The organism is Mesorhizobium sp. WSM4313 (genome assembly GCF_002294725.1).
Lineage (GTDB): Bacteria > Pseudomonadota > Alphaproteobacteria > Rhizobiales > Rhizobiaceae > Mesorhizobium.
The window spans coordinates 208,819-232,287 of sequence record NZ_NSFT01000008.1 but is presented as its reverse complement, the minus strand read 5'-3'; the positions used below and the strand labels follow the sequence as shown (position 1 = coordinate 232,287).

36 protein-coding genes are annotated in these 23,469 nt (G+C 61.8%); 18 read left to right on the top strand and 18 right to left on the bottom strand.

Features of this window, described 5'->3' with window-relative positions; all coding sequences use genetic code 11:
• Positions 1-87: 87 nt before the first annotated feature.
• Positions 88-1,311: an anion transporter gene (locus CK219_RS19920; RefSeq protein ID WP_095768422.1), complete on the bottom strand. Its 1,224-nt coding sequence runs from the start codon at positions 1,309-1,311 to the stop codon at positions 88-90.
• Between the two features lie 675 nt (positions 1,312-1,986).
• Positions 1,987-2,151, bottom strand: coding sequence for a DUF3309 family protein (locus tag CK219_RS19915; protein ID WP_095768421.1), 165 nt, complete (start codon positions 2,149-2,151; stop codon positions 1,987-1,989).
• Positions 2,152-2,353: 202 nt separating this feature from the next.
• Here CK219_RS19915 and CK219_RS19910 point away from each other — a divergent pair, with 202 nt between their 5' ends.
• From CK219_RS19910 to CK219_RS19895, 4 genes are all read left to right on the top strand, one after another.
• Positions 2,354-2,521, top strand: coding sequence for a Thivi_2564 family membrane protein (locus CK219_RS19910; RefSeq protein WP_095768420.1), 168 nt, complete (start codon positions 2,354-2,356; stop codon positions 2,519-2,521).
• Positions 2,522-2,623: 102 nt separating this feature from the next.
• Positions 2,624-2,875 carry a hypothetical protein gene (locus CK219_RS19905; protein WP_095768419.1) on the top strand — a complete coding sequence of 84 codons (252 nt, stop codon included), beginning with the start codon at positions 2,624-2,626 and terminating at the stop codon, positions 2,873-2,875.
• 120 nt (positions 2,876-2,995) lie between these two features.
• Positions 2,996-3,436, top strand: a complete 441-nt coding sequence (locus CK219_RS19900) for a GFA family protein (RefSeq protein ID WP_095768418.1) — start codon at positions 2,996-2,998, stop codon at positions 3,434-3,436.
• A 549-nt stretch (positions 3,437-3,985) separates the two neighbouring features.
• The gene (locus tag CK219_RS19895) at positions 3,986-4,531 is read left to right on the top strand and encodes a hypothetical protein (protein WP_095768417.1); all 546 of its coding nucleotides are present in this window, start codon (positions 3,986-3,988) and stop codon (positions 4,529-4,531) included.
• A 26-nt stretch (positions 4,532-4,557) separates the two neighbouring features.
• On the opposite strand, the gene CK219_RS19890 is transcribed toward CK219_RS19895, so the two are convergent.
• A complete protein-coding gene (locus tag CK219_RS19890) occupies positions 4,558-4,818 on the bottom strand; it encodes a hypothetical protein (RefSeq protein WP_210200012.1) in 261 nt (86 codons plus the stop codon).
• Between the two features lie 189 nt (positions 4,819-5,007).
• Here CK219_RS19890 and CK219_RS31755 point away from each other — a divergent pair, with 189 nt between their 5' ends.
• The gene (locus CK219_RS31755) at positions 5,008-5,184 is read left to right on the top strand and encodes a hypothetical protein (protein WP_176477083.1); all 177 of its coding nucleotides are present in this window, start codon (positions 5,008-5,010) and stop codon (positions 5,182-5,184) included.
• Between the two features lie 112 nt (positions 5,185-5,296).
• Here CK219_RS31755 and msrA read toward each other — a convergent pair whose 3' ends face one another.
• From msrA to CK219_RS19865, 5 genes are all read right to left on the bottom strand, one after another.
• Positions 5,297-5,818: a peptide-methionine (S)-S-oxide reductase MsrA gene (gene msrA / locus CK219_RS19885; RefSeq protein WP_095768415.1), complete on the bottom strand. Its 522-nt coding sequence runs from the start codon at positions 5,816-5,818 to the stop codon at positions 5,297-5,299.
• Positions 5,819-6,275: 457 nt separating this feature from the next.
• Positions 6,276-7,277 carry a bestrophin family ion channel gene (locus CK219_RS19880; RefSeq protein ID WP_095768414.1) on the bottom strand — a complete coding sequence of 334 codons (1,002 nt, stop codon included), beginning with the start codon at positions 7,275-7,277 and terminating at the stop codon, positions 6,276-6,278.
• Positions 7,278-7,484: 207 nt separating this feature from the next.
• A complete protein-coding gene (locus CK219_RS19875) occupies positions 7,485-8,171 on the bottom strand; it encodes a terminase family protein (RefSeq protein ID WP_245340539.1) in 687 nt (228 codons plus the stop codon).
• Positions 8,119-8,544 (bottom strand): hypothetical protein, encoded by a 426-nt coding sequence (locus CK219_RS19870; protein WP_141245385.1) that lies wholly within the window; start codon positions 8,542-8,544, stop codon positions 8,119-8,121. The genes CK219_RS19875 and CK219_RS19870 overlap by 53 nt, the downstream gene beginning before the upstream one ends.
• Positions 8,537-8,905 carry a hypothetical protein gene (locus tag CK219_RS19865; RefSeq protein ID WP_095768503.1) on the bottom strand — a complete coding sequence of 123 codons (369 nt, stop codon included), beginning with the start codon at positions 8,903-8,905 and terminating at the stop codon, positions 8,537-8,539. The genes CK219_RS19870 and CK219_RS19865 overlap by 8 nt, the downstream gene beginning before the upstream one ends.
• A gap of 353 nt (positions 8,906-9,258) precedes the next feature.
• On the opposite strand from CK219_RS19865, the gene CK219_RS19860 reads away from it, so the two are divergent.
• The 4 genes from CK219_RS19860 to CK219_RS19845 all read left to right on the top strand — a co-directional run bounded on the left by CK219_RS19860 (position 9,259) and on the right by CK219_RS19845 (position 11,074).
• Complete coding sequence (locus CK219_RS19860; protein ID WP_095768412.1) at positions 9,259-9,582, top strand: hypothetical protein; 324 nt, start codon at positions 9,259-9,261, stop codon at positions 9,580-9,582.
• 154 nt (positions 9,583-9,736) lie between these two features.
• Positions 9,737-10,201: a hypothetical protein gene (locus CK219_RS19855; RefSeq protein WP_095768411.1), complete on the top strand. Its 465-nt coding sequence runs from the start codon at positions 9,737-9,739 to the stop codon at positions 10,199-10,201.
• Positions 10,202-10,427: 226 nt separating this feature from the next.
• The gene (locus CK219_RS19850; RefSeq protein ID WP_095768410.1) at positions 10,428-10,697 is read left to right on the top strand and encodes a hypothetical protein; all 270 of its coding nucleotides are present in this window, start codon (positions 10,428-10,430) and stop codon (positions 10,695-10,697) included.
• A 71-nt stretch (positions 10,698-10,768) separates the two neighbouring features.
• The gene (locus CK219_RS19845) at positions 10,769-11,074 is read left to right on the top strand and encodes a hypothetical protein (RefSeq protein ID WP_095768409.1); all 306 of its coding nucleotides are present in this window, start codon (positions 10,769-10,771) and stop codon (positions 11,072-11,074) included.
• Between the two features lie 90 nt (positions 11,075-11,164).
• On the opposite strand, the gene CK219_RS19840 is transcribed toward CK219_RS19845, so the two are convergent.
• Together CK219_RS19840 and CK219_RS19835 are read right to left on the bottom strand one after the other, a co-directional pair.
• Positions 11,165-11,578, bottom strand: coding sequence for a DoxX family protein (locus tag CK219_RS19840; RefSeq protein ID WP_095768408.1), 414 nt, complete (start codon positions 11,576-11,578; stop codon positions 11,165-11,167).
• 213 nt (positions 11,579-11,791) lie between these two features.
• Positions 11,792-12,583 carry a tryptophan 2,3-dioxygenase family protein gene (locus CK219_RS19835; protein WP_095768407.1) on the bottom strand — a complete coding sequence of 264 codons (792 nt, stop codon included), beginning with the start codon at positions 12,581-12,583 and terminating at the stop codon, positions 11,792-11,794.
• A 137-nt stretch (positions 12,584-12,720) separates the two neighbouring features.
• Between CK219_RS19835 and CK219_RS19830 the strand changes: the two genes are divergently transcribed.
• Entirely contained in the window at positions 12,721-13,194 is a 474-nt protein-coding gene (locus CK219_RS19830; RefSeq protein ID WP_095768406.1) for an Lrp/AsnC family transcriptional regulator, read from the top strand.
• A 106-nt stretch (positions 13,195-13,300) separates the two neighbouring features.
• On the opposite strand, the gene CK219_RS31750 is transcribed toward CK219_RS19830, so the two are convergent.
• The 4 genes from CK219_RS31750 to CK219_RS19815 form a co-directional block, all read right to left on the bottom strand.
• Positions 13,301-13,468 carry a hypothetical protein gene (locus CK219_RS31750; protein ID WP_176477082.1) on the bottom strand — a complete coding sequence of 56 codons (168 nt, stop codon included), beginning with the start codon at positions 13,466-13,468 and terminating at the stop codon, positions 13,301-13,303.
• A gap of 144 nt (positions 13,469-13,612) precedes the next feature.
• Positions 13,613-13,972 (bottom strand): SPW repeat protein, encoded by a 360-nt coding sequence (locus CK219_RS19825; RefSeq protein ID WP_095768502.1) that lies wholly within the window; start codon positions 13,970-13,972, stop codon positions 13,613-13,615.
• A 166-nt stretch (positions 13,973-14,138) separates the two neighbouring features.
• Positions 14,139-15,143 carry a PAS domain S-box protein gene (locus CK219_RS19820; protein WP_245340538.1) on the bottom strand — a complete coding sequence of 335 codons (1,005 nt, stop codon included), beginning with the start codon at positions 15,141-15,143 and terminating at the stop codon, positions 14,139-14,141.
• Between the two features lie 111 nt (positions 15,144-15,254).
• Positions 15,255-15,500, bottom strand: a complete 246-nt coding sequence (locus CK219_RS19815; RefSeq protein WP_095768404.1) for a hypothetical protein — start codon at positions 15,498-15,500, stop codon at positions 15,255-15,257.
• A gap of 96 nt (positions 15,501-15,596) precedes the next feature.
• On the opposite strand from CK219_RS19815, the gene CK219_RS19810 reads away from it, so the two are divergent.
• Positions 15,597-16,103 carry a hypothetical protein gene (locus CK219_RS19810; protein WP_141245384.1) on the top strand — a complete coding sequence of 169 codons (507 nt, stop codon included), beginning with the start codon at positions 15,597-15,599 and terminating at the stop codon, positions 16,101-16,103.
• Positions 16,104-16,136: 33 nt separating this feature from the next.
• Here CK219_RS19810 and CK219_RS19805 read toward each other — a convergent pair whose 3' ends face one another.
• Positions 16,137-16,550: an HD domain-containing protein gene (locus tag CK219_RS19805; RefSeq protein WP_095768402.1), complete on the bottom strand. Its 414-nt coding sequence runs from the start codon at positions 16,548-16,550 to the stop codon at positions 16,137-16,139.
• Between the two features lie 546 nt (positions 16,551-17,096).
• On the opposite strand from CK219_RS19805, the gene CK219_RS19800 reads away from it, so the two are divergent.
• Complete coding sequence (locus CK219_RS19800) at positions 17,097-17,300, top strand: CsbD family protein (protein ID WP_095768401.1); 204 nt, start codon at positions 17,097-17,099, stop codon at positions 17,298-17,300.
• A gap of 349 nt (positions 17,301-17,649) precedes the next feature.
• Positions 17,650-17,850 (top strand): hypothetical protein, encoded by a 201-nt coding sequence (locus CK219_RS19795; protein WP_095768501.1) that lies wholly within the window; start codon positions 17,650-17,652, stop codon positions 17,848-17,850.
• 94 nt (positions 17,851-17,944) lie between these two features.
• On the opposite strand, the gene CK219_RS19790 is transcribed toward CK219_RS19795, so the two are convergent.
• Together CK219_RS19790 and CK219_RS19785 are read right to left on the bottom strand one after the other, a co-directional pair.
• A complete protein-coding gene (locus CK219_RS19790; RefSeq protein WP_095768400.1) occupies positions 17,945-18,139 on the bottom strand; it encodes a hypothetical protein in 195 nt (64 codons plus the stop codon).
• A gap of 106 nt (positions 18,140-18,245) precedes the next feature.
• On the bottom strand, positions 18,246-18,455 hold the full coding sequence (locus CK219_RS19785) for a cold-shock protein (RefSeq protein ID WP_095768399.1): 210 nt from the start codon (positions 18,453-18,455) through the stop codon (positions 18,246-18,248).
• A gap of 404 nt (positions 18,456-18,859) precedes the next feature.
• On the opposite strand from CK219_RS19785, the gene CK219_RS19780 reads away from it, so the two are divergent.
• From CK219_RS19780 to CK219_RS31310, 5 genes are all read left to right on the top strand, one after another.
• Positions 18,860-20,170, top strand: a complete 1,311-nt coding sequence (locus CK219_RS19780; protein WP_095768398.1) for a divalent metal cation transporter — start codon at positions 18,860-18,862, stop codon at positions 20,168-20,170.
• 203 nt (positions 20,171-20,373) lie between these two features.
• Positions 20,374-20,886: a ferritin-like domain-containing protein gene (locus CK219_RS19775; protein ID WP_095768397.1), complete on the top strand. Its 513-nt coding sequence runs from the start codon at positions 20,374-20,376 to the stop codon at positions 20,884-20,886.
• Between the two features lie 286 nt (positions 20,887-21,172).
• Positions 21,173-21,475, top strand: coding sequence for a DUF982 domain-containing protein (locus CK219_RS19770; protein ID WP_095768396.1), 303 nt, complete (start codon positions 21,173-21,175; stop codon positions 21,473-21,475).
• 26 nt (positions 21,476-21,501) lie between these two features.
• Complete coding sequence (locus CK219_RS19765; protein WP_095768395.1) at positions 21,502-21,789, top strand: DUF982 domain-containing protein; 288 nt, start codon at positions 21,502-21,504, stop codon at positions 21,787-21,789.
• Between the two features lie 373 nt (positions 21,790-22,162).
• On the top strand, positions 22,163-22,375 hold the full coding sequence (locus tag CK219_RS31310) for a hypothetical protein (protein ID WP_141245383.1): 213 nt from the start codon (positions 22,163-22,165) through the stop codon (positions 22,373-22,375).
• Between the two features lie 26 nt (positions 22,376-22,401).
• Here the strand turns inward: CK219_RS31310 and CK219_RS19760 are convergent, their stop codons facing one another.
• Entirely contained in the window at positions 22,402-23,460 is a 1,059-nt protein-coding gene (locus CK219_RS19760) for a YihY/virulence factor BrkB family protein (RefSeq protein WP_095768394.1), read from the bottom strand.
• Positions 23,461-23,469 lie beyond the last annotated feature (9 nt).

The window sequence follows — 23,469 nt, the reverse complement described above, 5'->3', positions numbered from 1 at the left end:
CCCGCAAGCCGACTGCCAGGTCGAGACGCTGCCGCCGGTCATGTCGCCGCGGCGCCCTCGATCAGGCGGTCCGAAGGGACAGCGTCTTCAGGCCCAGGCTAGCCAGGCGGTCCCGGCAAGAAGCGTCACCAGCGTCAGCGGCAGGCCGACCTTAAAGAAAGCCGAGAAGGAAAGCTCCTTGCCGGCAGCTTTTGCCTGCTCGGCGACGATCAGATTGGCAACCGAGCCGAGCAGCGTGAAATTGCCGGCAAGCGTCGAGCTCATCGCCACGACCAGCCAGGCGCGCGCCGGGTTTTCCAGCCCAGGAACGAAGGGCCGGAGCGCCAGCACCGCCGGCACATTGCTCATGATGTTGGAAAGCACCGCGGTGAAGCCGGAGAGCCGCCAGACATCGTCGAGTCCGATGTTCTTGGCCCAGGCGATCATGTCGGGCGTGAGCAAGGTGCGCTCGGCACCCGCCACCACCACGAACAAGCCGGCGAACATGAAGAGCAGCGGTCCATCGATCTCGCGGTAAATGCGCCGCGGCTTGATTGCCCGCGTGACCAGCAGGAAGGCGCCGGCAATGAGCGCCGCCTTCGCGACGGGAACGCCGGCGAAGAAGGCGAGCGCCAGCAACACGCACACGATGGTGGCCTTCAGGACCTGCCCGGGCAGCATGCGGCCGCGATAGACTTCCGGGCTGAGCTCGGCAGGGCGGGAGAATTCGGCCCGGTAGACGATGCGCACGATGACGATGACGCAGAGCAGGCCGAACAGCGCCACCGGCGCGAGCGCCAGCGTGAAAGCCGGATAGGAAATGCCGGACAGCGCACCGATCACCATGTTCTGCGGGTTGCCTGTGATGGTGGCGACGCTGCCGCAGTTCGAGGCCGTGCAGGTAGCGATGAGGTAAGGCACCGGGTTGCGGTTGATGACTCGTGTGACGTGCACGACGATCGGCGCCATCACCAGGCAGATCGCGTCATTGACCAGGAAGGCCGAGAGCGCGCCGGTCAGCAGCGTCACCATTACCAAAAGCATGAAGGGCGCGTGGGCATGCTCGATGGCAAAGCCGCCGAGCGCCCGAAACGCGCCCGAGACCTTCAGATGCGCCACGACGATCATCATGCCGAGCAGCAAGGTTATGGTGTCGAAATTGATGGCTCTGTAGGCATCCTCGATGCCGATCACGCCGATTGCGATCATGGCGGCGCCGCCCAGCAACGCGATGCCGGCGCGGTCGAGCCGCAGGCCCGGAATACGGCCGACGGCGACGCCGGCATAGGTGAGCACGAGGATGAAAAGCGCGCCCGCGCCGGTCCATGTCATTGCAAGAAGGTTCCCTTTGCGTGCCCTGATCCGTCGACGCATCGGGCGGCACCACATTTAACAACGCCAGCGCAAAGGGAAAGCGCACAAGCGCGTGAAAGCCTTATGTCGCTTTCACGCCTTTCACATTCATAAACCCTAATGTAAAGAATAGTGAATTAACATATGTGACCGATAATCCAGGCGTTGGGGACTAAACGGATGAACACGGTCGTTGAAGCGGAACATGGCGTCCCGTCACGGGAGGAACTGATGCCTCCGCAGGAATGCTCCCGCTGTCACGGGGCCAAGAAGGTTTTCGTTTGCGCGCGCTGGCTGAGCTCGAACGGCCATTGCTGCCCAGAGGGCACACACCGGCTGAATTGTCCGGGACACAGTATCGTGTGCCTCGAATGCAGTGGGCGCGAGGGCTAGCGGGATTCGCGGATCTGCCGCCGGTCGACCGCAACGCCGCCGAATCCTGTTCTGTGGCAGCAATGATCATCTGACTGCGATGCGCCCTGCGACGGCAAATGCTTCCGCTTCTTGCCGTCGTCGCGCTGATCGCCGCCTAGCCCGCCAAAACTCGCCGAAACGCAGATCGGGAACCGCGACGCCAGCCGCGAGGCAATCGCCCGGCAGCGAAGCTGAGGGACGCGCTGGCGACACTCTGAGGCCTGGTCGCATCGTGGGCCGTCAGATGCGGCCGAGCAACACCAGGATGATCACGATGACCAGGACGAGTCCGAGGCCGCCGCCGCCATAATAGCCGGTGCCGTAGAAAGGCCCTCCCCCTAAGCCGCTGAAGCCGCCAAGCAGGGCAAGAATGAGAATGATGATGAGAATCGTGCCGAGGCCCATGGTTTCTTCCTCTCTGACAGTGCGATCCCGCGCATTGCTATCGAGGAAGTGAACTCGCAAGCCGCGCGCATGTTCCGCCGACGTCGAAGCCGGCTTCTGCTTTCGGACGACACGATCGGTGGCTCAATCCGCTTGGAACCATTTCGCAGCCGGCAACGTTGGAGCCTGCCCATCCGGGCAATCTTGATAAGAAGGCAGGCAAATGGGCGTATCGATCCTTATCGGCATATTGATCACCTTCCTCGTGGTGATCCTGGTGCTTTACCTCGTGCAACGCCTGCCGCTCGATGCCCGCGCGCGCCAGATCGCGCAGATCATCGTCATCATCATCGGAATCGTTTCGCTGCTCAAATATCTTGCGGTGTTCTAGCCGCGGTCGATATTCGACACCCGGAAACTTCAAAAACCTGGCGTCCCCATGAGAACCCTGTTGATCGCACTTGCCGCAGGCAAAACATTGTGCGCCGGCCCAATGTTGTGCACCATGAACGCCGCCTACGCCCGGCCGGACACACGCGCGATGACTTGCGAGCAGACGCAGATGCTGATCAAAAGTGATCGTGCCGTGGTCTTGAGCACAGGCGCGGATACTTATGACCGATTCGTTCGGCAATTCGGCAATGAGTGCGACTGGCCGGAAGTGCCTGTGTCGACGACTGTTCCCACCAAGGACGGCGAGTGCCGCGTCTATCGGTGCGAGGAGCCGATCAACCTCCCCGACTGACCGTGCTTCTTGCACGCAGGCGTGGAACCATCGCAACTTGTTGCGGGTTTTAGCAGCTGGCAGCGGGACCTGCCGGGGCGAGCGAAATTGGCTCTGTGCATAGCCGCAGGAGGAACAGCAATGCCTGAAATCGCGCGCAGCGGGAGTTGCCTGTGTGGCGGGGTGCAGTTCCGCGTCACTGGGGAGCCGCTCCGGGTCGGCCTCTGTCACTGCAAGGACTGCCGCAAGACAAGCGGATCGGCCTTCCATGCCTACGCCGTATGGCCGCTAAAAGCGTTCGAAACCACCGGCATCACCAGCAGCTATGGCGCTCGGAGCTTTTGCCCCACCTGCGGAAGCCGCGTTCCGTTCGTTGGCGACGACGAGGCCGAAGTGACGATCGGTAGCCTGGACGTTGCGCCAACCGAAGGGCTGGTGCCGAGCTATGAACTCTGGATCGGACGCCGCGAGCCCTGGTTGCAGGCCCTGCCCACGGCGCGCCAGTTCGAGCATGACCGAATCGCCGATGATTCGGCCGCAAGCGCTGAAGCCGACCTGGAGCCGCGGCAAAGACTGGCTTAGGTTGATCTCTTGGCAGACTTTAGTCTGAACGACAGAGACCTTCAGTCTGGTGACGGCTTCGGACGTCCGGGAGGACGCCCAGCCGCGGATCGATATGCGCGGGCTTTTCTCGAAGTTTCGCGTTTTTCAACCACCGGTCGGTTTGCCGGTCAATCGGCTGACGCTAGCATTTAGATATGCTGCAAATATGAGGCGGCAAGCCGGCTTGGCTCCCTGGAGCAGCACGCAAAGAGTTTTATTCTTTTTACAAAATATAAGAATTTTCAACCATGCCTCTTGCGGAAATACAGCTTCCGGGGTTGTTTCGCCTGCTTGTCCGCCGCGTTTTCGCGTAAAACGCTAAGCGGCAGTTGCAACATCAAAGTGAAAATTCTTTCGGCTCGAGAAATTTTTCTTCGCCGTCTTTCCGGTTATATCAGCATGACATCCCCGAATTGCCAGTGGCAGCAAGTCTTATGACTTCCGGCCTTGTACAAAAGGCCATGTTTGTTTCTTACCGTTTTTGCGACATAGTGCTGCCAAAGCTTGAAACCGGACGGGGCGGTTTTCATGACGTCGGCGCCTGAACACGGCCGCAACATGCACATGCGGTATCCACCGATCGACGGGTTCTGGACCTGGGACATCAAGCGCGACCGCGTTTATGGCGACGCCAATCTTTCAGATTATTTCGGTCTGACACTCGATGAGTTCTCTCATGGCGCTTCGCTTGAACGATGCATGCAAAGCATCGATCAGGACGATCGTTCACGGGTTCGGCTGGCGATCCGCAAGGCCGTGGAGCGCAGGTCCGCATTCAGGGAGGTCTATAGGGTCCATTCCGAAAAGATGGGGTTGCGCAAGATCCTGGCCGTCGGCCAATGCTATGTTGACGGGACGGGCGAGGCAGCGCTCTATCCCGGCTGGTTCGTCGATTTGACGGACGACGCCGCGTGCGAAGAGCAGGCGCTGCGCGAGATCCGCAACCATGTCGGGCAAGCCAAGGACCTAGCGCGGTCGATCGGACACGACCTGATGTCCTATCTCCTGGACAACATCGAGGAAGAGGTCGAGCAGCGGCTTAGCGCAAGGCTGGGGAGGCGAAGATCGTCTTGAAGCAGCTTTCGCCGATTGCTCGCGGGTCAATTTCGCTTGCCGCGCCGGCCGACTTCAGCCACGACCATGCGTGCAAAATGCGACTGGGGCGACCGGCGCTCTATGAGCTTGGCCCGCTCCAGGGCTGCATCGCCGTAAAATTCGATCAACACGCCGGCAGCCTTGGCGGCGTCGGCTTTCAATCGGCCGAAATCGGCTTGCCCGCTCTCGCTTGGGGGCTCGCTCCTGGCGATCACGTCAAGCATGGCTTGCAACTTGTCAGGAGTGCTGCCCTCGTCTTCGTGCATGGTCGCCATCCGATTGGGCGCGTAAAATATCGACATTTCCGCGCGATGTCCAACAGCTTCGTTGATCGGGCGTCCTCAGTGCAACCGAGTACAGCTTCACCGCGAGCGAGGCGATAATCTTCGTACAAGCATAGTGAGCCAAACTTACCGCACCGACATTTGGGGGCACCCATGGACCAGCCTAGCAAAATGGAAAACCTGCAATTTGCGCAGGGAATCCTGCGAGAACTTCGCCAGAAGGCGGAGGCCGATGGCGAGAAGCTTCTGACCTACCTGATCGACATGGCTTATCTCGAAGCCAGCGACCGCATCCGCGCCCACTGGATCGGCAACCACGAACACGAAGGCCGCCGAGCCAAGGGCTAAGGCCCGCCGGGCCGGGACAACCAGCCGGAACGCAAAAAAGCCCGCCATGCCTTCCGGCACGGCGGGCAGATCAAAGCGCGTGAAGACTATGTCAACACACCGCGGTCGCTGATTATGACGCGGCCGCCTGTTGACGAACCGGAAGCTTCCAGCCCGGCCGTGCGAAATGGCAGGTGTAGCCGTTGGGATAGCGCTCGAGATAGTCCTGATGCTCGGGCTCGGCTTCCCAGAAGGGCCCGACCGGAGCGAGCTCGGTGACGACCTTGCCAGGCCACAGGCCGGACGCGTCGACATCGGCTATCGTGTCCTCGGCGATCCGTTTCTGTTCATCGCTGGTATAGAAAATCGCCGAGCGATAGCTCGCGCCGATATCGTTGCCCTGGCGGTTCTTCGTCGTCGGATCGTGGATCTGGAAGAAGAATTCGAGCAGCGTGCGGAAGCTGGTCTTGGCCGGATCGAAGATGATCTCGATCGCCTCGGCGTGGGTGCCGTGGTTGCGGTAGGTGGCGTTGGGGACATCGCCGCCGCTGTAGCCCACTCGCGTCGAGATCACGCCGGGCAAGCGCCGGATCAGATCCTGCATGCCCCAGAAGCAGCCGCCGGCAAGGACCGCGCGCTCGGTGGAAGAAGCCATGTCGTACCTCCTTTGGATTCTCCATAGATAGGCGTTGCACCTGGATTCTTCCAGCGGCTCAAGCGGGCCAACCGCTGACACCGGCATCTTGGTCCGGTGTGGACGATCCGCCGGTCGATGTCTCGATGCCTGCGCGGCTTCTGCCCGCCGCGATCAGGAATCCGGCGTTTGTTTGAATCTTCGCACGACCACCTCGAAAACGATGTCCGAGAGGCCGCGATGATCTCAGCGCGCTGTTCGGACGAATAGTGCCCGGCATCGTCGATGGTCATGAAGGTGACGTGTCGGGACATGGCAAACCTTTCCCTTCTCCCCTTGTGGGAGAAGGTGGATCGGCGCGCAGCGCCGAGACGGATGAGGGGTGTTCCAGCGGAGAGACGCGCTGGCGTTCCCTGGAGCACCCCTCATCCGGCCGCTTCGCGGCCACCTTCTCCCGCAAGGGGAGAAGGAAAGAACTTCACGTCGCGATGTCGTTGACCGGCGCCAGCGGCGCGGGAAGCGCGGCCTCGCCAAGGCCACGCCGCAGCTCGATCTCGATGTCGCGGCAGATTTGCGAGATCGGCACGTCGTTGGCGTTGCCCTCGAACGGATTGGCGCTGCTTTCGCCGACCAGGTCCAGCGACATGTAGACCCAGCCCAGCAGCGCGCTGAACGGGATGGTCAGCCAGATCGAGATCCAGCCGAGCACGCCGCCCAGCTTGGCCATTTCGGCAAAGACCGGAACGACGCCGAAGGGCAGCAAGGTGCAGAAGATGATCATGAACATCGAGCTCACGATCGCGTATTGCCGGGGATAGGGATTGTTCTTGATGCGATCGCAACGCGCCTGCTGGTCCTGGAAGTCGCGTATCAGCTTGATCAATTCGGAATAGACCTGTGTCGGAACGGCTGAGCTCTTCAACAAGCCGTTGACCTCGGCCAATTGCCTGTCGAGAAGCTCTATCGCCGGCTGTGGCGATTTCAGCACGCTTTCGGCTTCCTCGCCCAGCAACCTACGCAGTTCCTCGGCGAGCGAGGTCTTATCCTCCTGGATGTGATAGCGCCGCCGCCGGAACTCGATGTTGGCCGCTTTCGCCAGCGATTCCCAGGGCATCGGCCGCCGCAGCGAAAAGCGCAGCGCCGTCAGCCAGGCGAGATGACGGTAGATCAGCTGGCGGGCGGTGGCAGCATCCATGAAATCCCGGCAGAAGCCGGACAGCATCCGGCTGCTGGCGGTGATCTGCGAGAAGGCCTGCAGAGCCTCGTTGGCGCGGGTGAAGACCTGCGAATTCTTGAATCCGGCGACGAGCGACACCGTGGTGCCGAGCACCAGCACGACCGACCACGGCACCGAGAAGCCCGCGGTCGCCGGAAGGCGGTAGGCGGCGATCGCCAACCCGCTCACCACGACCATGTAGATGACGCTGCGCCGCGACCAGAGCGCGAAGTCCAGCAACCTGTAAGAACGGCCTACATACATTCCTGAAATCCCTTACGGCATGCAAGTCGCGCGACCGCGCGTTCGCGCACCATAAGCGGTGGAAATCGTTTTGACAGGGCCTACGGCTTTCCCTTCTCCCTTGTGGGGTCCGAAGGACGGGCGAGACCCGTGGCTCAGCGCGGTTTCCTGATTGGTGCCGTCGCCGAAGCTGCCGATCTCCCTCTTGTGGGGGAGATTGGCCGTCACCTACGTCTTCCCAATCCTCTCCATCTCGCCCGCGCTCAAAAACCGCAGCACCACGTCGCTCATGCCGAGCAGCGGCGTGAACGTGACGATCGTAATGCCATCCGTGGCATTCGTACGGGTGAGGCCCTCGGAATAGATATCCAGCGGCGGTTCCTCGTCGAACCAGACGCCGTGCAGCGTCTCGCCTTGCCATTTCTCGCGGCCTTTTTCGTAGCTCTTGAAGGAAAGCACGCTCTCGCCGGTCTGCACATCGCCGCCACCGCCCCAGCGCACGACGACGCTGTCCAGCGCTCCCGGCGCGCCGCGGCCCATTACCGTGTCGGCGATGGCATCGGCCGGGATCATGCCGGTGCCCCACTCGCTTTGCTGCTGCGGCGGGCCGACCAGCACGCGCTGCGGATTGTCGCGCGTGCCCTCGCCGGTGACGCCGGCGGCCCAGAGCCTGACGGGTTGGCCGAACACCTTGCCCTTCCACCAGCCCGGATAGCGACCGGTGAGGTGCATGGCCCATTCCGCGCCCCCTGCCCTGGTCTTGCCGAGCTGGTTTCCGGCCATGAACAGACGCTCGCGGTGCGTCGCGCCTGCCGAATGAAATTCGGCCTGCTGCTTGTAAGGCGCGTAGGCTGCAAGAAGGTTACGGCGACGCCTGCGGTCCATCTCCTCGAGCAGCGCCAGATAGGTCTGCATCGCTGTCCAGGAGCGGCCGGAGGCTCGTTTCGAGGCCGCGGATGCGGCTACGGATCTCCTCATCGCTCAATTGCCCGAGGCTGGTTTGCTTGGCATCGACACGTTCCGAGAAATCCTTGGCCGAGAAATCCTTGGGCAGCAGCGTCAGCACGACCTTCAGATACTGCTCGGGTTTTTCGGCGCGCACCGCGGCGATGACGCCGGCGCCATGGACGCGGAAATCGGCGCGAAGCGCGGCGGCGAAATCGTCGACGAGCGTCCTTCGCGAGCGCTTGGGGCGGGGGGACGGAGCGGCAGCGGCTTTGGTAGCTTTCGGCTTTCGCCCCGCCCGCTTCGCGCCTACGGCCTCGCGGCGTCTGTTTTCGTCAGCCATGGGTGACAGAATCCGATGGCGCTGCTTTCGCCTTCTTCGCCTTGCGGACCTTGCGGGCCGACTTCCTGCGCGGCCTTGCCATGGCCGGCCTGGCGGGCCGGGCATCGGCGGACGGCGCGGCCATTGCCTTCAGCCCCGCCGTGGCTGTGCGGACCGCAGCCGGGCCGAGGCCCTGGCGCGGGAAACCGAAACCGGCGACGGCTTCATCAAGGCCACCGCGAACCATACCGATGCGCACGCCCGGCGCGACCTGCTCGAAACGGCCCGAGCGGTGCGGAAGGCTTGTGCCTTCGAATTCGCCGATAGCGCTGACGATCTCGGCGCCGTCATCGGCGGTGACGATGGTGGCATAGCGTGGCATCTGGGCCTCCAGCAGAATGTTGAAAGCGCCGCAGGACAGGGAAGGCGCCGCCAGCGCTTCGAAAGAATGGATGGCGCGAAAAACAAAAAACCCGCCGGCGGCGGGTCGTTGGCGCAAATCAGCACCATGGACAAAATAGTAGCATAGCTGCCTTCACCAGGCAATAGCCTCTAGGTACATTTTCCTAAATTTCTCAAAATACCGGCGGCAAAGCCCCCGTGCGCGCCACACCTATAGATTGAAACGCCGGGCCAGATCACAACAATTTTTGTCGGAACCAACCTTGGTCCGACGGATTCCACCCCTAGTCGCAACGCGACAGATGACCGTCTCGCAACAGAGGAGAAGAGATCATGCTTACAAGGATTCTTGCAGCTTCGGCCTTGACCATCGGCCTCGCGACGGCGGCGATGGCCCAGAACGCGGGTACCGCCGGAAATGACGGCACGGGCAGCGGCCAGACCGTTACCGTCGAGCCGAAGACGCCGGCCGCGCCGTCGCCTGACCAGGCCGCTCCGCCCGATACCGGCACGACCGGCAGCATCACAGGCGGCGACATGAATTCGAACGCCGACAAGAACTGCGCGAATCATCCGCAGGGCGCAATGGGCGATGCCAACAACAGCACCGCCACCACGGTGCAGCCGAACGTGAACGACAACAACTGCGGCAAGTAACTGCGGCAAGCAAGGGCATCGGGCTTGGACCAAGGGCCGTGGAGTTCGCTTCGCGGCCCTCGTCTTTTGGTCTGGCGGCGCGCCTGCGGAAAACCGCGGGGGAACAATGGCACGGCTCGGCCGTTCGTTCCCAGGAGGCAAAAAGGAGAGACCGATGGCAGACAATGACACCAGCACCACCAATTCAGCCAACGGCAACGCGAAAACCGCCGCCGCGCGCGCCACGCGCACCCGTCCCGCGTCCCGCAGCAGCGCACGAGCCTCGCGGGCATCGGAAGACGCGATGAAGAAGCAGATCGCCGAATTGAAGCGTGAGGTGAACCGGCTGAACCGCACGCTTTCCGAACAGGCCGGGGAAGCCGCAGAGACCGCGCATGGTTGGTATCGGGGCGCGGCCGACCGGGCTTCGAACCTTTACAGCGGCGCCTCTGACCGCGCGTCGCGCGCGGCGAGCCAGTTGCGCAGCCAGGCGCAGAGCGTTTCGGAGACCGTGCAGCAGAACCCCGGCACCTTCTCGACCGCGATGTTGATCGGCGGCCTGGTCGGCTTGCTGGCCGGCATGGCGATCAGCCGAAGCTCCGCCCCCGAGCCGGACTGGCTGCATCGTTGGCACAGGTAGACATTGCCGGCCCGGCTAGAGAGCCGAGCCGGAAAACAATAGTGAGCGAGGGTTGCTTTGCGGCGGCCGCGCGCTGGGCCGTCGCGCCCGGGCCTTTTTCTTTCCCCGCCGGCTTTTTAGTTCCCGAGGTTGTTCTGGGGCCCGCTCTGTTCCGGCGGCCGTCCCGGGCTGGTCATTAGCCGATGCTTATGGGATCATTCCCTAAGGGGAATCGCGGAGAGCAGGCATGGACAAACCTGCCATGGCATCCGTCTTTCGGATGCGGCATGTGCCAGCAAGCATTTCGGGCGTTCGCAGCCTGGGCCGGGGCCAGGCCGATCCGATCTTCCATTCGAGACCGCTCGGCGAAGCGATCCGCTTCATCGCCCAGGCCGAGGGCCAATATGACCTCAGCGCTGTCGCTGTCTTCTACGGCGATCGCCAGACGCCGCCGCTCGGCAACCGCGAGATCAGGCGGCTTTGGAGCGAATATGGAGAGCGGTGGATGGAGGCCTAAGCGAGGCTTGCGCATCTCCGGATCGTAACCGCGGCTCGCGCGTTTCACCCCGGTCAATGGGAGCAAAAGCCATGAATGTCGCCAATCTGCAGCTCGAGGGCCTCCTGATGGCCGTCGCTTCGGTCAACCAGGTGCTGGTGCGCAAGGGCGTGCTGACGGTCGAGGAGATCGACATCGCGCTGCGCAAGGCGGAGGCCAGCGAAACCAGCGAGGAGCGCTCGGAAGGCATGTCGGCCTCCAGCCGCGACGCCGTCAACTTCCCGATCCGGCTGCTCGAACTCGCCAACCAGTGCCAGCCGGAAGCCGACATGCCGTCCTTCTCGAAGCTGGCGCGCATGGTCGGCCAGATGAAAGAGCCGTATAACGATCAGATGTGAGCATGTGGGAAGGCGCCTTGTCTTGAAATGTTGGCGCCGCCCTCATCCGGCCTTCGGCCACCTTCTCCCGTAGAACGGGAGAAGGAAAGTTCATGCCCTGCCCGGCCAACCCAGCTTGACGGCCAGCACGCTGCCCGGGCCGTGGGCGGCGGCGTAGAGCAGGCCGGCGGCGAACGGGAAATGCGACATGAAGGCGCCAAACTCGGCCTGGTTTCCGGCCCAGTGCGACGGGCCGTGAAAGGCGAAGCCGAGGAAGGTGACGTAGACGGCGCCAATCAACGCCAACGGCGTCAGATAAGCGCCGGTGAGGAAGGCGATCACCAGCAACGCTTCGAGGATCGCCGCGCACCAGGCCAGGAACAGCGGGAACGGGAAGCCGGCGGCCGCGATGTAGCCTGCGGTGGCGCCGATATCCATCAGCTTGAAGGCGACGGCCATCGCGAACATGGCGGCGAAGATTAGGCGGGCGATGAGAATGGCGGCGGTCTGCCAGGTCGACTGCATTTCCACGGTGTCCTCCGGATTGTTGAAGCGGTTGATGCCCCCAAGGACGGGCGGAGAGAGATGGTTCCGACAGGCGCTGGAAAAATTGTTTGGCGAGAGGCGCCACAACTTTCTCCTTCTCCCCTTGTGGGAGAAGGTGGATCGGCGCTTCAGCGCCGAGACGGATGAGGGTGTTCCAGCGGAGTGAAACGCTGGCTTTCCCTGGAACACCCCTCATCCGGCCGCTTCGCGGCCACTTTCTCCCACAAGGGGAGAAGGAGAAAGTTGCGGCAGATGGCTGATCGAATCCCGAACGGTGCCGTATTCGGCGCCCCAGCGGTCCGTCATGGCGCAGCGAATGTCCCAGAGCTCGGGGAAGAAGCGGTGGCGGGCGCCGCCTTCGAGGATCTCCACCGGCCTGCCTTTCAGCGACTTCGCGCCGAGCCCGATCGAGCGGTGGATCAGATAGAGGTGGTTGGCGCGGAATTTCTGGAACAGCTCGTCGAACTCGATCAGCGCCTCGGCCACGACATAGGAATCGCCGTGGTCGTAATGCTCGTCATAGATATCCTCCACGGTCAGCCCGCGGCCGTCGAGATAGGCACGCCTGAAGGCCCGCCAAAGGTCCGGCGGCAGGCGCAGCAAAAGCTTGAAGCCCGGCGATTCCTGGCCGCTGCCATTGCCGAGCTGCAGGCGGATCTGCTGGTACTCCTTGGGCGACATGGTCTCCAGGAGGTCGAGCTGCGCCGTCATCATGCGCATCAGCCGGTGTACGCGGCCCATCAGCGTGACGATGCGATGCGTGTCCTGTTTCTCCAGATAGTCAAGGACATCGACCAGCGTGTAGGCGATGAGCTTCATCCACAGTTCCTCGACCTGGTGCACGATCTGGAACTGCAGCTCGTCGGCGTTGACCATGCCGGAGAGCGGTTTTTGGCAGGCGAGCAGCTGATCGCATTTCAGATAGACGCCGTAGTCGCGCATCTCGGGGGCCTCGATGCGGGCGTGATAGTCCGTCTTGTCCATGGCGTATCCTCCTCGCGGCAGGTTTTCGACCAGGCGACAAGGATAGCGCTTTCGGCTTGAACATTGTTCCTTTCTGTTATCCAAATGACGTGGAATGAAGGACGATCGTCGATATCTTCTGTCATATTGGAGAACGAATGACGCTGGATGCTCTCGACCGCAGAATAGTCGCCGCGCTTGAGCGCGACGCACGCATTTCGTTCGGCGAACTCGCCGAGGAGGTCGGCTTGAGCAAGACGCCTTGCTGGAAACGGGTGAAGGCGCTGGAAGAGGCCGGCGTTATCCGCGGATATTCGACCCGCATCGACCCGGCCAGGATCGGCTTCGGCATCGAGGCCTTCATTCAGGTGTCGATCGACTTCGAGGTGTCGGATGCCTTCGAGGCGGCAGTGAAGAAGCACCCGCTGATCCGCCGCTGCTACGCCACCACGGGCGAAGCCGACTATCTGCTCCAGATCGTCACCGTCGACATGATGGCGCTCGACCGGATGCTGCGCGAGGAACTCAGCCGCCTGCCCGGCGTGCGCCGCACGGTTACTTCGATGGCGATGCGCGAGATCAAGGGCGACATCTCGTTCGCGGAGGCGGCGGCGCGTGCGCTGAGGGGATAAGGCGAGTGCCAAATTGAGACGACGGCTCGACGGTACCCCTGTCGGCAATCGAGCCGTGGACGCGGGCCGCGCAGCAAGATCTCTTTATGGCGACGCAAGGCGCGATCTACTGGTTGGAGGACGCGTGACGAGAATATGGGAGCCTGATCACGGCCGGCTCCCGCTCCACCTTTTCCTTCTCAGCGTCGGCCTTGCGTTTCGGGCATTCCTCGAAATCATGGTCGCGGCCGCCGCAGTAGGAGCAGCACTTGGCCGGGGTGTCGGGGTTAAGCATCGAGACCATTCCCAAGAATGCACCAAAACGTTTCCCGTTGCAGCAATCGCGTGAAGACGCTGCAATGGCCGCTCAGCCCGATGCCCAGACGCCGCAGTAGCAGGAGCTCGCCGCTTGCGCGGCGGGCTCCCGCTCAATCACCGCTCACGCATGAGCGTGGGGATGACGGAAGTCCCAGACAGCCCAGGCCGATGCCGCGACCACCAGTACGCCGAGAACGACATGCGTGGCCATGACATACGTGTCAGCCGCGAAGTGTAGCAACCAGGGCGACACGATCAGCCAGAGCCCGAGGACGACGTTTACCCATTCTTCCCATTCGGCGAACACCGAAAGCGTCGCGAGCGCCAGCGCGCCGAGGAGAACGCCGACAATCCAGGCGTTCCACGCGGGCACCGTCGCTGCGGTGAATCCGATGACCCATGGTGAGATGAACAGGCAAATCGCCAGGATCAGGGTGATCCAGTCCTGACTCTTTCTTGCTTCCATCAGTTTGCTTGGCATGACAACCTCCATAGACGAAGCTTGACCAAAGCAACTGTATCCGCGTGGACATTGCACGCTTAGCGATTGATGTAATTACGTTTCTATCAGGCTGCAAGTGGCGGTCAGGCGGGCCCGGACTGCGCGTCGCCCGGCGTGGGACGGCAGAAATCCCGCCGCCTGCCGCTCAGACGCCGAAGTCGGTGTCGCCCTCTGCCCCCAGCTGCGGAACGACGATCGCCTCGAGCGGCGCGTCGAGCGTCCATTTCACGCTGCCGGGCGAGCGTTCGAGGCTTGAGGAACCGCTCAGCGACTGCGGCGCCACCCGCTGCAGCACCACGGTGCCAAAACCCTTGCGCTCACTCGTCTTCTGCTCAGCTCCAACGGCCGTCGCGCCGGATGTCTCGTGCCACAGAAGATGAAAGCGCCGCTGCGCTCGCGGGCCGGGCTCGACCTGCCAGGTGATTTCGATGCGGCCGCCTTCGCCCGCCAGCGCGCCATATTTGGATGAGTTGGTGCCCAACTCGTGGAAGGCCATGCCGAGATTCTGCACGGCGTTGGACTGCAGCTTCAGGAGCGGCCCGGAAAGCGAGATGCGCTCCTCATGGCCGAAAGGCTTCAGATGCTCCTGGATCAGGTCGAACAGGCTGGCGCCGGCCCATTCGGAGGTGACCAGGAGATCGTGCGAGCGCGACAGCGCCATGATGCGCGAACGGATCAGTTCCTCGAACTCGCCCGGATCGGTGGAGCGCTTGCTGGTTTCCCTGATCATCGACAGGATCACGGCGAACTGGTTCTTCACGCGGTGATTGACCTCGCGCATCAAGAGCCGGATGCGGCGCTCGCTTTCCTTGGCAGCGCTGATATCGCGGGCGATCGTCGAGGCGCCGATGATCTCGCCCGCATTGTTCTTGATCGGCGAAATCGTCAGTGAAACGGTGATCAGCGAGCCGTCCTTGCGCCTGCGCACCGTCTCAAAGCTCGGAATGCGCTCCCCCTTGCGAATGCGGCCGATGATCTCGGTTTCCTCGTCTTGCATATGCTCTGGGATCAGCATCAGGATCGACCGGCCGATGGCCTCTTCGGCTGTATGGCCGAACATCCGTTCGGCCGCGTGGTTCCAGTCGGTGATCACGCTGTCCAGAGTCTTGCCAACGATGGCGTCGTAGGAAGAATCGACGATCGCGGCCAAGCGCGCATCGGCGTTCGGATCGTGTCGGAACGTCCCCCCGGGATTGGTCATGGACGGTAATTAGGGCCGGCCGAGGTCAAGGCAATCTGCCGCGAGCGAGCGTGCATCTGCTCAGGGTTTCGAGTCGCTGGAGCCATCTGCGACCTTCCGATCCAGCGATATCACGCCGAAATCCTGCGACTTCGCGCCCAGGTCAGCGGTCAGAAACCCATCGGACGCCAGCCCACGGCGCAAAAGCTCGCGCACGGCGGCCGAGCGGCTTGGCATGCGTTTTTCGAAACGCCAGTTTTCCAGCGCCGCCAATTCCTCGTCGGTCAGCATGATCTGCAATCTTTGCGGCCGTTCAAGCTCAACCACTTTCCGCCTCCACCCGAGCCGAATGCTTGTGAGTTAGTATGTGCCTAACTGTGAGTAGAAATAGGAAGCGGCCATAAGGCGTCAAGAGGGGATGATTTGCCGACCGACAATGAAGCCAACGATGCTAAGGATGCGGTGAAACCGCGTTTGATCTACTTTGCTAACCGGCTGATTTATTTATTGTTTTTAAAATTTGTGTATTGCCAACCGCACTACTCCAGCGCATGGTTGCAACAGAGGGATAGACCCCCGCGAAAGGAGGGTTTTCCAATGATGCGAGGATTTTCCAACCGGCTGCGCGACGACTCTCACTGCAAGGTCCAGCAGGCCCTGCGGATCGACGGCATCGTCAACATCATCCGGGTTGCGGAAGAAATCAGGCTCAAGAACCTCGCCGAGAACATCGCCCGCGAGGACATCGAAAGCCTGGTGATGCAAATCGCCCAACTTTACGGGGCGCCGATCGAGTTCGACGACCAGGCCTTAACGGCGCTCGACCTGCCGGAAGCCACGGGCGGCGACAACCGCAACGACCTCGAAAGGGCCCTGTGGGAGCACGCGCTGCCCGACGCGCGGCTCGATTTGCTGCAGCTCGACGAATAGCGGGGCGCCGCCGGCAGCAGCCCAGTGCGCCGCTCAGTCCCTGGCGGCCAACTCGCCCAGAATGTCGAGCCCCGTCTCATACCGGTCCGGCGCAACGCCCGCCTGATGAGCTTGCCACAGATTGTCGCGCAGGTCGGCTATCTTAACCGGCAGGGCAAGCTCGTTCGAGGCGGCGCGGAAAATGAAACTCTCCTCGCTCTCGTCCATGCGCCTGGTCAGCGCATCGACCGCCGCCACCACCGGCAGGCCGAAGCCGGCGCCGTGCAGCCGCTCGAGACTCCAACCCTCGCCTTTCTCGACCACGTCATGCAGATAGGCAACCGTCTTTTCGTCCAGCGTTTCGACCGCATCGGCAACCCGTCTCAGATGTTCGATGTAGGGTCTGCCGGTCTTGTCTTTCTGACCCCGATGGGCCTGCTCGGCGATTTTGGCGGCTTGGTGAAGCATGGTCCTTCCGATCTCGTCACGATAAAGCCCGTCCCGGCGAGGGACGGCCGAGGCGGGCTTGCTCGGGTCGGAACCCGGTCCGGATGACGGGCTTCGGGGAAACTGCGCGCCATCCATGCATGCAAGAACCTCGGCACCGGCCTAATGTTCCAACGCTGCCGGATTTTTGAGGATGCGCCATCGCCAATCCGCGCCACCCGTTCCAGGCGGGATGCCAGCACCTGAGGCGCGTCGCTGAAATGAATTCAGACGACACGCTTTAAGTCTTTGTTTTGATGCCCGTCGTCCCAGAACCGCTGCGCATTCTGGGCGACATGCATTAAAAAGAAGCCCGGACCAGGAGCCGGGCAAGAGAGGTCTTGGGAACATGCTGACCGGGGTCACGTTCAGCGTTTGCTAATTTGGCGGTTCATTATGACGGCCAGATGAAGGCACATTCGTCCGTTTCGTTGTGCTCAGCGTCTGCCTCGACGCAGAAAGAGCTTTCGACAGGAACTTCGCGGTCGTGTTGCCGTTAGCCCTCCGTATCCAACAGGAGGTCCGGCCATGGACTGGAACCGCGTCGAAGGCAATTGGAAGCAGGTGAAGGGCAAGGTGAAGGAACAGTGGGGCAAGCTGACCGACGACGATCTCGATCGTATCGCCGGAAAGCGCGACCAGCTCGAAGGCGTAATCCAGGAACGCTACGGCCTGGAGAAGGATCGCGTGCGCCGCGACATCGACGACTGGTACAGGATGCAGGGCTGGTAACAGCCGGCTCCCAAAACGAAGGGCGTTGCCTCGCGGCAGCGCCTTTGAGTAAGCCGGTCAAGCCTGCGCGACGGCGTTTCGACCTGCAGGTCGAAACGGCATAAATGGCTCTGATGGGCTACCATGGCCGAGTTCCGCACGCGCCGAAGGCGCGCTGGATTATCCGGATCGGCTTGCCTTCGGGAGGCCGCGGGCGCGCCGCCTTGCGCCGGTTCCAGAAAGGCGCGGCATCGGGGATCAGCCTCGGACCTTATGGTCCGCCGCCAGCGGGACGCCCCGGACATCAAATTGCAGAAACGCATGAAACATGCCGCCGCCTCGAAAGTTCCTACCCGGAAGGAGTTGGCTCATGATCAACCGAGGCGACGGCGCCGAACCCGGCGATGGCAAAGCGGCTCAACCAGCACAGGGCGATGTGGAATTGCTTGCCCGCCGCCTGGCAAAGGATACGGACATCTCGGAGGACGAAGCTCGCGAACTGATCAAGCTTATCGGCCCTGACTGGACTTCACTGGTGAGAGAGGCGAGGTTCCTCAAGGGACGGCACTGATCAAAGGCTTATCGAGATTTTCCCGCAGCCGGGGCGACCATCTCAGGAAAGGGTGAACCAGCCCGGCCGCCACGGCGCCGCTCACGCCGCGCCCCTATTTGGCGGCGGCCTTCTTCTTCACCTTCTTTACCGGCTCCTCCACCGGCTCCTGCGCAAGCCTGGCCTTGCGAAGACGCGCCGTTTTGGCAATCCTGGCCGCCGCCTCGCTGTCGATGATGGCGCGCGCGGTTTTTGTAGTGGCCTCGTTCTTGGCGTCGCCTTTCGGCTTGAACACATTCGTATCAGCCATGTGCTACCTCGCTATGCAAACGAAAAAGGCCGGGCGAACCCGACCTTCCCTCAAAGCCCCAGCGCCTGTGCCGGTACATCCGTGGTCAAAGGCGCCGACGCATGGCTTAGGCTGCCTGGAGGTTCTCCGCGGCGCTCTTGCCGCTGCGAGCGTCCTTGACGACGTCAAAGCTTACCTTCTGGCCTTCGACGAGAGAACGCATCCCTGCGCGCTCCACGGCGGAGATGTGAACGAACACGTCCGGCTGGCCGCCGCCCTGTTCGATGAAGCCAAAGCCCTTGGTGGCGTTGAAAAACTTCACGGTTCCAGTAGTCATACGATTTCCTTTCAAATCGACGCAAATTACCGCCGCTTGGCCGAATGCCAAACGTCACGGTTTTCGAAATTGAGAGGGAAGATCGTCGGGCGCAAAGGCCCTGAAACAACGTTCGTTCAACAAGATCGATATCACACATATAGCGTTTAAACTGACTCCCGGCAAGACAACCCCCGATATATTTATGTAGGACCCTTTTCGGCACCCGACCGGATCCGCCCTCTGATGCGAAAGTGACGATGACGGCGGAACCGACGTCATCGCCGCCAGTTACCCACCATCTTCGTTAGCTCTTGCTTATCTACGCAAAACACCTGTCCGAGCCTGTCGTGCAAGTCGCTCCGATTAACCCTGGCCTCGGCTGCCATTGCGCTAGCGCTCGGCCGGGCATGGAAGAACCAAGGATGGCCGAAGTCGGTTCGCACATCGAGAGAGAACGAAGCAACACGTCGGCGAAGGGACCTTTGCAACGGTTCCTGCGTACGATCGGCCCCGGTTTTATCACCGGCGCATCCGACGACGATCCCTCCGGCATCGGAAGCTACAGCCAAGCTGGCGCGCAGCTCGGTTTCAATATCGGCTGGAGCATGCTGTTCACGTTCCCGCTGATGGCGGCGATCCAGGAGATCGCCGCCCGCATCGGCCGCACCACCGGCAAGGGGATTTCCGGCAATCTCAGCAGACACTATCCCGCCTCGCTGCTCTGCGTCGTGGTGGTGCTGCTTTCCGTCGCCAACGTCATCAATATCGGTGCCGACCTCAGCGCCATGGCGGACGCGTTGGAGCTGCTCATCGGCGGGCCGAGCCCGCTCTATGTCATCGCATTCGCGATCATCTGTATCTGCGCGATCGTCTTCATCGACTACACCCGCTACGTGAAAGTGCTCAAATGGACAACTTTGAGCCTCTTCGCCTACGTCATTGCCATGTTCGCCGCGAATGTAGCCTGGGCCGATGCGGCCAAAGGCTTGCTTGTTCCGCACATTCAATGGAGTGGCGCTTTCTTCACCACGCTGCTCGCGATCCTCGGCACGACCATCTCGCCTTATTTGTTCTTCTGGCAGGCCTCGCAGGAGGTCGAGGAGGAGGAACTCAAGCCAAGCGCCAAGCCGCTCCGATGGGCGCCGTGGCAAGCTTCCAGGGCATTCCGGCGGATACGCGCCGATACGCTGGTCGGAATGGCGTTTTCGAATTTGATAGGCGTCGCGATCATCTTCACCACGGCCGCCACGCTTCACAAGGCGGGGGTGACCGATATTGCTTCGTCCACGGACGCGGCCAAGGCTCTGGAGCCAGCCGCCGGAAAGTTCGCCTTCATCATTTTCTCGATGGGAATTATCGGCACCGGGCTTTTGGCTGTGCCGGTGCTGGCGGGGTCAGCGGCTTTCGCCGTCGGCGAAGCCCTGCACTGGACGGTGGGGCTGCAGCGCAAGCCGAAGGAAGCGTTGGCGTTTTACGTCACACTCGCCGCCGCGACCGCTCTTGGCACCGGGATCATGTTTACCCCGATCGATCCGATCAAGGCGCTTTACTGGAGCGCCGTCATCAACGGCATATGCGCCGTTCCCGTGCTGATCGTCATGATGCGAATGGCCGGCCGCAAGGACATCATGGGTGAATTCCCGGTTCAGGGTTGGCTGCGCGCGATGGGATGGCTAACGACAATCACAATGGCAGCCTCGTCGGTGGGCCTTATCGCGCAGTGGTTTGCGTGAATCCTGAGCAGGGGAAAGCGGCCTTTCAGATGCGACAGTCGGGCGGTTCATGCGTCGGTCCGGCCAATTGCCTGGCCGCGGCGGTGCTTCGTCGCCGTCAATAACAATTGATGCTTTTAGCTGTGTCGCCGCATGTATTTCTTTCTGGAACAACTTTGGTCGGGCCGTGTTGGTGGTAATCCAACCGCACCAGGAGATTCAGAATGGCGACGACGAAAGCGGCCTCGAACAAGGGCCTCAACGAACTTTTCCATGACACGCTGAAGGATATCTATTTCGCCGAGAAGAAAATCCTGACAACGCTGCCCAAGATGGCGAAGGCGGCGCACGATGACGCGCTGAAAATGGCCTTCGAGAAGCATCGCGACCAGACGGAGGAACATGTCGCCCGTCTCGAGGAAGTGTTCGAGGTAATCGATAAGAAACCGGCGGGCAAGACTTGTGCCGCCATCATAGGCATCACCGAGGAAGGTGCCGAGATCATGGACGAGTACAAGGGCTCGCCCTCGCTCGACGCCGGCCTGCTGGCTGCCGCCCAAGCCGTGGAGCATTACGAGATCTCTCGCTACGGCACGCTCAGGACCTGGGCGCAGGAACTCGGCCTGACGGAGGCCGTCACCTTGCTCGACAAGACGCTGAACGAAGAAAAGGAAACGGACGCCGCGCTTACCCAGCTTGCCGAATCCGCGGTCAACGTCGCGGCTGAAGCCGCATAGCGGACGATCCGCTGACGGCCGCCGAGCCCCGGCAGCTTGCCAGGGCTCTCTGCCACATTGCAGGTCTAATCGAACGACGGCGGCCGCTGCCCTCGCCACCAACGATCTTAGCTGTTTGTTGGACCGATAATTCGTCCTGGATGGCAGAATTGGCGCGCCGGTTCTTGCAGCGACCCCGGGCCTCTTGACGGTCAAGATCTACAAACCCATATCGCCGCTGAGCTTGGGCCGCTGTCGGCACCAAGCCGTTGCCTGAACTCAATTGTTCGTTCGATTGGAGGACGTTATGAACGATCGCATGTTCGACAGCCCTGTTTTCGTGAAGAGCGGAGACAGCCTCATCCAGGAAATCGCGTGTCTGGAAGATGCCCTGGAATTTCTCTACGCGTGGCCCAAGAACAGGCGCGGAACCATCTTTGAAACGGCACTTCGTGCCTGCCAGCGGGCATTCGACGGCGGCTATCCGCTGACTGCCGCCAGAGATGCTTTTAGCGGTTTCGCAAGGTCGGTCAAAATTCTCGAGGACGTGAGTATGCCCTTGCCATGGATGACCGGCAAAGGCGGCCGCGGCGGCGGACTGACTGTTTGAAAGTTTCGCGGTTATGGGAGTTCGCGATGCTTTCCAAACCTTTCGAGAAACCCCTTCGCGTTTGGGTCGGACTGGGCTTTCCCCGGCAACTGAACACCGTCGTCGATGCCTATCAGTTCGCGACCGACTGGTGCGGCAATAGCCCGGAGCAGAAAGCGGCTATCCGTGCCTGCAAGGCGGCTTTGGTCGGCGAAGTCGACGCGGAAACCGCGCGAGGCATTTTCGCCGCATTCGCGCGCAAGAAGGATATCCTTGTCGAGGACGGACCAATCCCCCCCGCGATAGAAAAAGCTCGGCCGTCAGATTACCGATGAGGATCGGGCGCGCCCCGCGACCGCTGTCGGGGCGCCTCACAGCGTGCCGCATGTCATCCGGTCCGCCCCTTGGCACTGGATCATTGGCCTCGAATGAACGCCCACCAGTCGCGGGAATGATGGGCGTTCAAACAGTTGACGATGAAGGGACTCAAATATCCGTCAAATCGTCCCACAACCACCAACGGCGGGCTGAGGTTTCACTGCTTGGACCAAAGCGGCGCTGCGTGCGACTTCAGTCCCAAGTGAGTTGTATGTCGCGGCCGGGCCAGCCTGCCTTCCCGGTTTCCAGCAAGTGCCTCCACCGTCTGGAGGAACATCGGCTAAATGGAACTTCGATCCTGATTGTCTGTTCATTGGAAGGCGGGCCAACATGACCAGATCGTCGCTTCATCTTCTCAAGGGTACAGGGTATCTGATTTCCACAGTGAGCGTGGCGCTGCTGGCGATCGTCAGCTGGGACGGTGCCTCGAAAAGTCCGTTGTTGATTGCTTGTCTGCTCGGCGGAGCCGCTACCTCGGTTATCGGCATGTTCTGCCGCTGGCTGTCCTACGAAATCGAGAAACGGCAGGAAGAACGACGGTAAGGCCCGAGCCCGGCGACGAGGTCGTGTCAGCCTGAGCGGCGTAAGACCCGCGTGACAAGCAGAGTGATCAGGCTGCCGAGGACAATCCATAGGACGATCCCGCCGCCGGATGCCCGAGGCGCCGCCGCGCCGACACTTGCACCAGCGTCGGCCGGCATCGTCGTCCCCGGTTTGGCTACTTCTTCGGCATGGTGCGGCGCAGCCCGGTCGGTTGCATTCGCAACGACCGGCGCGAGGTCGCGCCGGCTGCCGCGCCGTACCGAATAGGCGCGGGTAATCTCGGCGCCGAAAAGAAAAATCTGTGCCGAATAATAGACCCAGACCAGCACCACCATCAGTGCGCCCGCCGCTCCGTAGGACGTCGCTATGGCACTGGTGCCGATGTACCAGCCGATCAGCGATTTGCCGATGGTGAAGAGCAGCGCCGTGACCAACGCCCCGACGCCCACGTCACGCCATTTGAGCTCCCGGTCCGGCAGGACCTTGTAGATGGCGGCGAAGAGCAGAGCGATCAATGCGAAGGAGACGACCGTGTTGATGCCGCTGACGATCAGCGTTCCAAACGGCAGGCTGCGGTTAATGACTTCGCCAAGCGCGGCGATTGCAGTGCTGGCTGCAAGCGACACTAGCAGCAGGAAGCCGAGCGCCGCCACAAGTCCGAGGCTCACCGCCCTCGCCCGCACCAGGCGCGAAAACGACACGCTGGTGGGCTTGACCTTCCAGATCTCGTTCAATGTCTGCTGCATCTCGCCGAAGACGCCGGACGCGGTGATTAAAAGCGTGATCAGCCCGATCAAGGCGGCCAAAGTACCGGACCCGCGCTGCGAGGCGGTCTCGACCGTTGCCTTGAGAAGATCAGCGCTCTGCGGTCCCATGACGCCCGATATCTGTGCCGAGAGCGCCAATTGCGCAGCATCATTGCCGATGACGAACCCGGCAATCGCGACCACGATCAGCAGGATCGGCGCCAGCGAGGTGGTGGCGTAGAACGCCATCGCCGCGCCGTGGCTCAGCGCATTGTCGGCAATATAGCCGGAGGCGCTTTCCTTGAGGATTGTCCAGCCTTCGTTGGCCCAGCGCGGCATCTTCTTCCT

Coding starts and splice junctions, on each gene's coding strand:
- CK219_RS19920 (WP_095768422.1), bottom strand. CDS start 1,311: ATGACATGGACCGGCGCGGGCGCGCTTTTCATCCTCGTGCTCACCTAT.
- CK219_RS19915 (WP_095768421.1), bottom strand. CDS start 2,151: ATGGGCCTCGGCACGATTCTCATCATCATTCTCATTCTTGCCCTGCTT.
- CK219_RS19910 (WP_095768420.1), top strand. CDS start 2,354: ATGGGCGTATCGATCCTTATCGGCATATTGATCACCTTCCTCGTGGTG.
- CK219_RS19905 (WP_095768419.1), top strand. CDS start 2,624: ATGTTGTGCACCATGAACGCCGCCTACGCCCGGCCGGACACACGCGCG.
- CK219_RS19900 (WP_095768418.1), top strand. CDS start 2,996: ATGCCTGAAATCGCGCGCAGCGGGAGTTGCCTGTGTGGCGGGGTGCAG.
- CK219_RS19895 (WP_095768417.1), top strand. CDS start 3,986: ATGACGTCGGCGCCTGAACACGGCCGCAACATGCACATGCGGTATCCA.
- CK219_RS19890 (WP_210200012.1), bottom strand. CDS start 4,818: ATGCACGAAGACGAGGGCAGCACTCCTGACAAGTTGCAAGCCATGCTT.
- CK219_RS31755 (WP_176477083.1), top strand. CDS start 5,008: ATGGAAAACCTGCAATTTGCGCAGGGAATCCTGCGAGAACTTCGCCAG.
- msrA (WP_095768415.1), bottom strand. CDS start 5,818: ATGGCTTCTTCCACCGAGCGCGCGGTCCTTGCCGGCGGCTGCTTCTGG.
- CK219_RS19880 (WP_095768414.1), bottom strand. CDS start 7,277: ATGTATGTAGGCCGTTCTTACAGGTTGCTGGACTTCGCGCTCTGGTCG.
- CK219_RS19875 (WP_245340539.1), bottom strand. CDS start 8,171: ATGCAGACCTATCTGGCGCTGCTCGAGGAGATGGACCGCAGGCGTCGC.
- CK219_RS19870 (WP_141245385.1), bottom strand. CDS start 8,544: ATGGCTGACGAAAACAGACGCCGCGAGGCCGTAGGCGCGAAGCGGGCG.
- CK219_RS19865 (WP_095768503.1), bottom strand. CDS start 8,905: ATGCCACGCTATGCCACCATCGTCACCGCCGATGACGGCGCCGAGATC.
- CK219_RS19860 (WP_095768412.1), top strand. CDS start 9,259: ATGCTTACAAGGATTCTTGCAGCTTCGGCCTTGACCATCGGCCTCGCG.
- CK219_RS19855 (WP_095768411.1), top strand. CDS start 9,737: ATGGCAGACAATGACACCAGCACCACCAATTCAGCCAACGGCAACGCG.
- CK219_RS19850 (WP_095768410.1), top strand. CDS start 10,428: ATGGACAAACCTGCCATGGCATCCGTCTTTCGGATGCGGCATGTGCCA.
- CK219_RS19845 (WP_095768409.1), top strand. CDS start 10,769: ATGAATGTCGCCAATCTGCAGCTCGAGGGCCTCCTGATGGCCGTCGCT.
- CK219_RS19840 (WP_095768408.1), bottom strand. CDS start 11,578: ATGCAGTCGACCTGGCAGACCGCCGCCATTCTCATCGCCCGCCTAATC.
- CK219_RS19835 (WP_095768407.1), bottom strand. CDS start 12,583: ATGGACAAGACGGACTATCACGCCCGCATCGAGGCCCCCGAGATGCGC.
- CK219_RS19830 (WP_095768406.1), top strand. CDS start 12,721: ATGACGCTGGATGCTCTCGACCGCAGAATAGTCGCCGCGCTTGAGCGC.
- CK219_RS31750 (WP_176477082.1), bottom strand. CDS start 13,468: ATGCTTAACCCCGACACCCCGGCCAAGTGCTGCTCCTACTGCGGCGGC.
- CK219_RS19825 (WP_095768502.1), bottom strand. CDS start 13,972: ATGCCAAGCAAACTGATGGAAGCAAGAAAGAGTCAGGACTGGATCACC.
- CK219_RS19805 (WP_095768402.1), bottom strand. CDS start 16,550: ATGCTTCACCAAGCCGCCAAAATCGCCGAGCAGGCCCATCGGGGTCAG.
- CK219_RS19800 (WP_095768401.1), top strand. CDS start 17,097: ATGGACTGGAACCGCGTCGAAGGCAATTGGAAGCAGGTGAAGGGCAAG.
- CK219_RS19795 (WP_095768501.1), top strand. CDS start 17,650: ATGATCAACCGAGGCGACGGCGCCGAACCCGGCGATGGCAAAGCGGCT.
- CK219_RS19790 (WP_095768400.1), bottom strand. CDS start 18,139: ATGGCTGATACGAATGTGTTCAAGCCGAAAGGCGACGCCAAGAACGAG.
- CK219_RS19785 (WP_095768399.1), bottom strand. CDS start 18,455: ATGACTACTGGAACCGTGAAGTTTTTCAACGCCACCAAGGGCTTTGGC.
- CK219_RS19780 (WP_095768398.1), top strand. CDS start 18,860: ATGGCCGAAGTCGGTTCGCACATCGAGAGAGAACGAAGCAACACGTCG.
- CK219_RS19775 (WP_095768397.1), top strand. CDS start 20,374: ATGGCGACGACGAAAGCGGCCTCGAACAAGGGCCTCAACGAACTTTTC.
- CK219_RS19770 (WP_095768396.1), top strand. CDS start 21,173: ATGAACGATCGCATGTTCGACAGCCCTGTTTTCGTGAAGAGCGGAGAC.
- CK219_RS19765 (WP_095768395.1), top strand. CDS start 21,502: ATGCTTTCCAAACCTTTCGAGAAACCCCTTCGCGTTTGGGTCGGACTG.
- CK219_RS31310 (WP_141245383.1), top strand. CDS start 22,163: ATGACCAGATCGTCGCTTCATCTTCTCAAGGGTACAGGGTATCTGATT.
- CK219_RS19760 (WP_095768394.1), bottom strand. CDS start 23,460: ATGCCGCGCTGGGCCAACGAAGGCTGGACAATCCTCAAGGAAAGCGCC.